Annotated in this window: 6 protein-coding genes and 1 tRNA gene; 4 read left to right on the forward strand and 3 right to left on the reverse strand. The window is 54.5% G+C overall.

All coding sequences use genetic code 11. The features are described from left to right. Positions 1 to 26 precede the first annotated feature (26 nt). Positions 27 to 1,364, reverse strand: coding sequence for a replication-associated recombination protein A (locus tag ACI31J_RS06205; protein ID WP_439773565.1), 1,338 nt, complete (start codon positions 1,362 to 1,364; stop codon positions 27 to 29). A 99-nt stretch (positions 1,365 to 1,463) separates the two neighbouring features. On the opposite strand from ACI31J_RS06205, the gene ACI31J_RS06210 reads away from it, so the two are divergent. Then, the gene (locus ACI31J_RS06210; protein WP_439773566.1) at positions 1,464 to 2,450 is read left to right on the forward strand and encodes an alpha/beta hydrolase fold domain-containing protein; all 987 of its coding nucleotides are present in this window, start codon (positions 1,464 to 1,466) and stop codon (positions 2,448 to 2,450) included. 15 nt (positions 2,451 to 2,465) lie between these two features. Then, positions 2,466 to 3,038, forward strand: coding sequence for a DJ-1 family glyoxalase III (locus ACI31J_RS06215; RefSeq protein WP_439773567.1), 573 nt, complete (start codon positions 2,466 to 2,468; stop codon positions 3,036 to 3,038). A 190-nt stretch (positions 3,039 to 3,228) separates the two neighbouring features. Here the strand turns inward: ACI31J_RS06215 and ACI31J_RS06220 are convergent, their stop codons facing one another. Beyond that, positions 3,229 to 4,191: a 2-hydroxyacid dehydrogenase family protein gene (locus tag ACI31J_RS06220; RefSeq protein ID WP_439773568.1), complete on the reverse strand. Its 963-nt coding sequence runs from the start codon at positions 4,189 to 4,191 to the stop codon at positions 3,229 to 3,231. A gap of 142 nt (positions 4,192 to 4,333) precedes the next feature. Continuing rightward, on the reverse strand, positions 4,334 to 6,922 hold the full coding sequence (gene mprF / locus ACI31J_RS06225; RefSeq protein WP_439773569.1) for a bifunctional lysylphosphatidylglycerol flippase/synthetase MprF: 2,589 nt from the start codon (positions 6,920 to 6,922) through the stop codon (positions 4,334 to 4,336). A 131-nt stretch (positions 6,923 to 7,053) separates the two neighbouring features. On the opposite strand from mprF, the gene ACI31J_RS06230 reads away from it, so the two are divergent. Together ACI31J_RS06230 and ACI31J_RS06235 are read left to right on the forward strand one after the other, a co-directional pair. After that, positions 7,054 to 7,128, forward strand: a tRNA-Asp gene (locus tag ACI31J_RS06230). 65 nt (positions 7,129 to 7,193) lie between these two features. Beyond that, entirely contained in the window at positions 7,194 to 8,069 is an 876-nt protein-coding gene (locus ACI31J_RS06235; protein ID WP_439773570.1) for an RluA family pseudouridine synthase, read from the forward strand. The last annotated feature ends 94 nt before the right edge of the window (positions 8,070 to 8,163 follow it).

Genomic DNA, 8,163 nt, shown 5'->3' on the forward strand with positions numbered 1-8,163 from the left:
GAGTACCACTGCTCATCAGCCGATTTTTAGTTTTGTCTCGTGTCCGGGTGTTTGCGGTGCCATTCGGCGATTTGGGCCAGCCGGGCCTTGAAACGAGGCTCCAAGCCCTGGTCGCCGGGGTGGTAGAAGTGCTGGTCCGCTAACTCCGGTGGCATCGTGGTCATGTTAGTCAGCTTATCCTTGGTGTCGTGGGCGTACTGGTAGCCCTGTCCATAGTGGAGGTCCTTCATCAACTTGGTCGGGGCGTTGCGGATCTGCAGCGGAACGGGCAGGTTGCCGGTCTTCTTGATGGCCGCCTTGGCCGCTAGCCGGGCCTTGTAGACGGCGTTCGACTTGGGCGCAGCCGCCAGATAGATCACGCACTCGGTCAGGTGGACGTCACACTCCGGCATCCCCAGAAACTGGCAGGCCTGGAAGGTGTTGATCGCCACACGGAGGGCATTGGTATCTGCCAAGCCGATGTCTTCGCTGGCGAAGCGGACCAGTCGGCGGGCGATGTAGAGGGGATCTTCCCCACCATCGATCATTCGGGAACACCAGTAGATGGCGGCGTCCACGTCGCTGTTGCGCATCGACTTGTGGAGGGCCGAGATGATGTTATAGTGCTCCTCACCGTGCTTGTCATAACGCAGGGACTTGGTGTTGACCAGCTGATCGAGGTCGTCAGTCGTGATGGTGACCGTTTTGCCGGACCGCTGGCCGTTTAGGACCGCCATCTCCAGTGTGTTGAGGGCGATTCGGGCATCCCCGTTGGCAAACTGGGCGATGGTATGAAGCTCATCTGGCGCGCAATGAATGGCTAGCCCCGGAAACCCCGCGGGGTGCTTGAGGGCCTGGCGGAGGACCTGCTCAATGTCCTCGGTGGTCAGCGACTTGAGGACGAAGACCCGGCAACGGCTGAGCAGGGCCGCGTTGATCTCAAACGAAGGATTTTCGGTCGTAGCCCCGATCAGGGTGATGCTGTCGCGCTCGACGAAGGGGAGAAAGGCGTCCTGCTGGGCTTTGTTGAAGCGGTGGATCTCGTCGATGAAGCAGATAGTACGCTCGCCATACTCCCGGTTCTGCTCGGCCTCCTCCATGATCTTGCGGATGTCGCGGATGCTAGAGGTGACCGCGCTGAAGGTGATAAAGTGAGCCTTGGTCTGGTGGGCGATGATCTGGGCGAGGGTCGTCTTGCCGATGCCGGGTGGCCCCCAGAAGATCATGGAAGATAGCTGGTCGTTTTCGATGATGTCACGTAGGACCTTTCCCAGGCCGAGCAGGTGTCGTTGACCGACGAACTCGTCGATAGTGGTTGGGCGAACCCGGTTTGCCAGCGGAGTGTTGTCGGCGTTGTCTTGGGCAAACAAAGACTCTTGATGCATTTAATCGTCTCCTTTGCTCATATTCTAAACTAAATCTTAACAAAATTGTATTATGAAGCGTGTTAGGATAAGGATAAAGAGGTTAAAGGGGCAGAAAAAATGGAAAGAATCAAACGGTTCCGCAGTGGACTTGCCAGCAGGCTGGTGAACAATTTAAGCAATAGTTTTCGCGAGTTGCACCGGTGCGGTGACCATCGTTCCAACAAGGCAACGTTCATTGAGATGGGGATCCAACTCAGTGGGTTTAAGCGCGCCCTTTCTGAACCGGCGGCATATGATGAACTGATCCAGACGGCCCGGCAGACCAATGGGCAACCCTATGAACTGCCACAGGTGACTTTCAATGTGAAACTGCGCCAATTGAAACATTATCGGATCCCAATATATGAGCTGAACGAACGCGGTCTTAACCAGCGGGTGATCGTTTACCTGGCCGGGGGAGCGTACATTCAGCCCGCGGACAAGACGCATTGGCAGTACTTGAATCACTTGGCCCAGGCAACGGGGGCCCGGGTGTACGTGCCGATTTATTCGCTGGCCCCGGAACACAACTTCCGGACGGCCTATCAGGAGATTGCCCAACTGTACGGTGACCTGTACCAGCAAGCACCGGCGAGCGACATCACCCTGATGGGGGACTCTGCGGGGGCTGGCTTGGCGCTGGGCTTCAGTGAGTATCTGGGCCAGCGGGGACTCCCCCAACCGGGGCACCTGATTTTGATTTCACCGTGGCTCGACCTGGACCTGAATAATCCGGTGATTGAGCAGTATGAGCAGGACGATGTTACGCTGAGCCGCTATGGCCTTCGTCGAATCGCGAACCTGTGGGCTGGGGATGCCAGTCACCAGGACTATCGGTTGAGCCCGTTGAACGGCAACCTGGACCAGCTCCGCGATGTTCATGTCTATGCCGGCACGAAGGAGATTATGTATCCAGATGCGGCCATCCTGGTGGAGAAACTCAAGGATGATCAGATCCCGGTACACTTTACCGTGGGACGAGGGATGTTTCATATCTACCCGCTCTACCCGGTTCCCGAGGCTGATGTTGTGATGAAACAAGTTGTTAAGATTGTGAATAGTTAGGATGGAGTGATCACTTTGACAAAGGTAGCAGTAGTATTTGCCCCCGGTTGTGAAGAAGTTGAGGGCTTGTCAATCGTTGATGTGTTGCGGCGCATGGGGATCGAAACCACCATGGTCGGCCTGGAGGGGATCAAGGTTCCTGGGGCTCACGGTATTGAATTGACCTGTGACCGGACCTTGGATGACCACCTACTGGACTACGACCTGGTGGCCTTCCCTGGCGGTCGTGGCGGTGCCGAGAAGCTGCGTGACAATGAGCGCTTGGCGGACTTGATGCGGCAACGCAACCAGCAAGGCAAGTGGGATGCCGCGATGTGTGCGGCTCCAATTGCCCTGGCTAAGTATGGCCTGCTGGATGGCCGGGACTACACCTGCTTCCCGGGGATCAACGAGGAAGTAGATCGCCTGGCCAAGGACGCCCACTTTAAGGAAAACATCACGGTGGTTGACGAAGCCGGTAAGGTTGTCACCAGCCGGGGTCCGGCAACGGCGCTAGCTTTTGCCTACCGGATTGCGGAGGTCCTGGGCTACGATACCAAACAGATCAAGCACGAGATGCTGTATGATTATCTAATGGACCAACGCTAGGAAATGAATCGATAAATAAGGGCGCGAGACAGAAGTCGGTTACGACTTCGTCTTCGAGCCCCCGCGAGCACAAATAGGGCTCAAGCGTTCGGAATTTCCGAATGCTTGAGCCCATTTGTGTACCGCGTTGTAAACTTTTAGCCTGTAGAAAAGGATTTATGTCACAGCACTTTTGAATTTAGCTTGTGGATTACTTGTTGACAATGTACTTGATCGTGCTGTCGGTAAGTGCCGCAATGGCGTTGTTGGCCACAATCTCTCCCATGGCGTCCCGGGCTTCGACGGAAGCATTGCCAATGTGCGGTGTCAGAATGACGTTGTCCAGGTCCTTGAATTCGTCATCAACCTGGGGTTCCTTCTCGTAGACGTCCAGCGCTGCCCCGGCAATGTCCTTGTTGATGAGGGCCTTGAGGACGGCTTCTTCGTTGATGACCGGCCCCCGGGCGCAGTTGATCAAGATAGCAGACTTCTTCATCAGCTGCAGCTGGTCCGCGTCGATCATGTGGTGAGTCTCGTCCGTCAGTGGACAGTGAAGGGTAACCACGTCGGCTTGCTTAAGCAGGTCAGTTAGTGAAACGTATTCTGCTGAGCAGGCGGCCTCGACTGCCGGGTCGGCTTGGTGCCGTTGGGTGTAGATGATCTTCATGTTGAAGGCGTGCATCCGTTTGGCAACCTCACGACCAATGCTGCCAAGTCCGACGATCCCCAGGGTCTTGCCAGCCAGCTCGTGACCGAGGAAGAAAAGCGGTGCCCAGCCGTCAAAGCCGATTGACCGCATCCGCCGGTCCCCTTCGACGATTCGCCGCATCAGGGCGATCATCAGTCCGCAGGCTACTTCGGCAGTCGCCGTGGATGAAACGAACGGGGTATTGGTGACGTCGATTCCCTTACTCCGGGCGTACTTAACATCAATGTTGTTGAAACCGGCACCGAAGTTGGCAATCAACTTGAGCTGGGGTGCGGCCTCGATGACCTCAGCATCGACCTGGGTTGACAGTGGGGTGATCAGGACCTGACAGTCACCGACGTGCTTGAGGAGTTCCTCCTTAGTGATCAGGCCCTCGCCATCGTAGACTTCATAGTCCAGACCGGCATGGTCGAGGAGCTTGGTTGCGATAGTTGGTAATTTTGCGGAAAGATATACAGTAGCCATATTCTCGCCTTCCTAAATTAATCAAATCGAGTAAACGCTTTCCAAAGCTCATTATAGGTTAACCAGGATTTTTATTCAAATTATGTGCAAAACAAAAACAAGTCAACCCAACTAGGCAGTTGAAGCCGACTTGTTTAATGAATTAGTTATGATTCAGCCAGAAGAAGAACAGGTGCCGATTCCGCTGATCGACTCGCTGGTTGACGACGCCGACCAGGATCAGCATGGTGACAATCAGGGAGTTCTTCTTGCGGTAGGCAATGTAACGGGGGTACCAGACAGAAGCATACTTGTCCTTGTACCGACGCAACCCCTGGAAGCCATAAAGGTGGTAGCCATATTCATAGATGAAGTGGGCCGCCTTTTCCTCGATGAAGCTGAATTGGTATTCCCCGACTTTGGACAGGGGGGCCATCCCAAGGTCAAAGTAAGTATAACCATTCTCCTGACCGTACTGGTACATGCTGATGAAGATCTTGTCCATGATTCCGGATGGGGCGTCCTTGCTGTGCCGCATTAAGTCGATGGTCAAGATCTCCTTGCCTCCGGTTGGCATGAAGGTCGCAAAGGCCACCAGCTTACCGTCCTTGTCACGAACGACGCCGACAGGGGCCTGGTTGATGTAGTAGGGGTCAAAGAATCCCAAGGAGAAGCCCTTCTCGACCTGACCGCCGAGCCAGCTGTCTGAGACCCGCTTCAGCTCGGCTAATTGGTCGTCAGAGAACGGTGGCTGTTCGACACTGAATGTGTATCCTTCCCGGTCGAACTTGTGCATCAGAGCCCGCTGTGACCGTTGCTTCTTGCCGGCGAGGGTAAAGTCGGCAAGTTTGACCATTCCGGTTTCACCGGTTTTGATAAAGTCAAAGCCAAACTCGTGCAGGAGCATGGTGACCTCGCTAGAAACCTCGTAGAAGACCAGCTGATAGTCGTACTTATCGGCCGTCCTGATAAATTGACGGAAGGCCGGCCGCCAGGCGTCTTGATTTCCGACCGGGTCACCCATGATTACCAGCCGGTCATTCTTGCGCCGGTACATGAAGAAGAGTTGGTCGTGCTTGTCTTCCTGGTAGTAATAGATGTCCTTGTCGCGCAGGAAGGCCAGGTGACTGGTGGACGAACCGCCGAATTCTTCGATCACGGCCCGCACCCGGTCAGCATCAAAACTGTGCACGACATTGAACGGGTCCCGACCGGCGGTGAAGTAGCGAAGAATCAGGAACATTAAGATGAGTCCCAGGAATAGCCCGATTAAACCGGAGAACCAGACGCTCTCGCCGGGGAAGAAGAGGAAGTCGGGGATGTGGTGCTTGCTCGTGTACTGAGGCGCGTTGATTACCCCGACGATCACGTAGAGGATGAAACTGCCGGCGAAGATGGAGCCGTCAATCAGGAATTTGCTGATGGAGTACTGGAGCTTCTCCCGGTAAAGAACGTGGCGTGACATCAATACCAGGAGCAAGACGATGATTAAGTAGATAGTCAGACTAAGGGTCCCCAGATTCCAGATGGTATTGCCGATCCCGATCAATAGTAGGAGCAGGGTCGGCCAGTATGCCTTCTTGAGCTTGGCTTGCAGTCCCCGGGCGCAGGCCAGCATTGCGACCGCAAAGAGGATCGTGGTCATCTGGTGCAGGAAGAAAAAGGTGTACGGGTACAGGCGCTGGATGATCTTATTCTGACTAGTCAGGTCCGGGACCGAGGCCGTCAGTAGCATCAAAATCCCGGAGATGTACATGAAGGCAGTAATCAAGAAGTAAGCCGTCTTCCGGACCATCAGCAGCGGCAGGCCATCAAAGAATTCATTAACCTGTTGGGCCAGGCTGTGCAAAAACATCAGAGCTGCCAGGATTAGGGGGACGATGTAGTAGAATATCCGGAAGAGCAGCAGCCAAATGATGATGGTCGTCTGGGGCACACCGAGCAGGGACAGTTCCAGCATCATCATGACATCGAAGGAACCCAGGGCCCCAGGGATCATTGAAATAACCCCCAGTACTTGAGCGACAACGTAGAGGGGCAGAACACTGATTAGGTTGTCTTTGACGCCCAGACACCAGCCGACCAGCAGGAAGAAAAGGGCGACAAAGAGCCATTCAAAGGTCGAACTGGTAACAACGAAGGCCTCTAATTTCGGGGTGACGTCCTTGAAGACGTTACTGTTGTAAACTTGGGTGACCAGGAAGACGACGGGAAAGTAAAGCCCCCCGCCGATCAGCCAGATGGCGTACTGGTTGAAGTGGCCGCCATCGTGGAAGCCAAACATAATGATCAGTGCCAGCCAGCACAGGACCGACAGCCCGGATAATAGAAAAATGGCAATCTTTGAGATGGCCAGCAGAATTTCCTTCTTACTGGCGTTTTCCCGGTAGAAATAGGCGCGCAGAGAAGACCCCAGTAGCCCGCCAAAGCCGGCAATATTGGTCAGGGTATTGGTGATCCAGCCGCAGCGGACGATGTAGGAACGCTTAAATTTCCCGGGTAATAATCGGGTTACCGCAAAGTCATAGCCGAGCATCGGGATGACGGCAATGCAGCCGGCTACCATTAGGAGCAGGATCTTTTCCCAAGTCAGCTCGGTAAGTCCGATGCCGACCTTATGCCAATCAACGGTCTTGAAGAAGTTGCCGAGGGCGTGGACCACGAAGATGATTACGGAGGTCACAAACAGCAACTTGATAATTCGCGAGTATTTTTCCCACCAGGATTCGAAACGCATACCTAGTGATTTCATTATTACTTCCTCCTTAAAATAACTCAGTAAGAATATTATAAGCTATTTGCAGGACCGTCGGGAGGGGCAAAGAGGGAATTAGTAGTTGACGCCCGTAACAAATTCCCGTATACTCTTAACTGTTGTCAAATGGTCCGTTGGTCTAGTTGGTTTAGGACGCATCCCTGTCACGGATGAGATCACGAGTTCGAGTCTCGTACGGACCGTCGTTATGAAGTTGAGTCAGCTGACTCAACTTTTTTTGTATATAAAAACAGGAGGCAGATAATATATGGAAGCAAGTTGGCAATACACCGGTGACGAACCGGTTAAGATCAAGAAATTTCTGCAGTCACTGGGGATGGGGCACCGGCTCTTCAATGACATCAAGAATGGTCAGGGCGAATTTTTGGTGGATCACCGGCCGGTTCGCCCGACCACTAAGATTCTGCCCAACCAGCCGCTGACGATCAAGGTCGCACCGGAACCGGCGGACCCCAACGTGGCGGTGAGCCATGGCCCGCTGACGATTGTCTATGAGGACGACAACTGGCTGGTGGTCGATAAGCCAGCCGGGATGACCTCTATCCCAGGTCCGAGCGTGGCCAACGGGACGGTCTTGAATCGGGTAGTCGGCTACCTGATTGACCACGATTCGCCTGACCAGCGGCCCCATCTGATTACCCGCCTCGACCGGGACACCGGCGGCCTGCTCCTGGTTGCCAAGCACCACGTCGCCTCCAGCATGATCAGCCAGCAGGTTCAGCAGCACCAGATGCTGAAGGAGTACACGGCGATTGTCGCGGGCAACTTTACTAACAACCACGGGACGATCGATAAGCCGATCGCCCGGGTGGCCGACCAGGCGCGGCGCGTGGTGGCCACAGATGGCCAGACCGCGCTGACTGAGTACTGGGTAGAGGAACAGGACAAGGCTCTGGCCCGGGTGCGGGTTCGCCTGCATACCGGCCGGACCCACCAGATTCGGGTTCACTTTAGCGCCATCGGCCACCCCCTGGTCGGCGACGCCCTTTATGGCGGCGACACCAGTCGGGTGGATCACCAGCTCCTCTACGCCAGTCGGCTTGCTTTCCTGGATCCCTTCACCCAGCGGCAACTTAGCTTTACGTCGCCGTTGCCGGAAAGTTTTGATGAAATTATGGCATAGCAAAAAGCAGTCACTCGTGTGTGAAGTGCCTCATAATTATTAGACAAAGTTCTAACGATTGTGAGGTACTTTTTTATGACTAAATATAATCCAA

Origin of the sequence: Limosilactobacillus sp. (assembly GCF_051873075.1) — a bacterium.
Classification (GTDB): domain Bacteria; phylum Bacillota; class Bacilli; order Lactobacillales; family Lactobacillaceae; genus Limosilactobacillus.

Excerpts from the sequence above, each read along its gene's own strand:
- mprF (WP_439773569.1), bottom strand. The coding sequence starts at position 6,922 with ATGAAATCACTAGGTATGCGTTTCGAATCCTGGTGGGAAAAATACTCG.
- ACI31J_RS06205 (WP_439773565.1), bottom strand. The coding sequence starts at position 1,364 with ATGCATCAAGAGTCTTTGTTTGCCCAAGACAACGCCGACAACACTCCG.
- ACI31J_RS06220 (WP_439773568.1), bottom strand. The coding sequence starts at position 4,191 with ATGGCTACTGTATATCTTTCCGCAAAATTACCAACTATCGCAACCAAG.
- ACI31J_RS06235 (WP_439773570.1), top strand. The coding sequence starts at position 7,194 with ATGGAAGCAAGTTGGCAATACACCGGTGACGAACCGGTTAAGATCAAG.
- ACI31J_RS06210 (WP_439773566.1), top strand. The coding sequence starts at position 1,464 with ATGGAAAGAATCAAACGGTTCCGCAGTGGACTTGCCAGCAGGCTGGTG.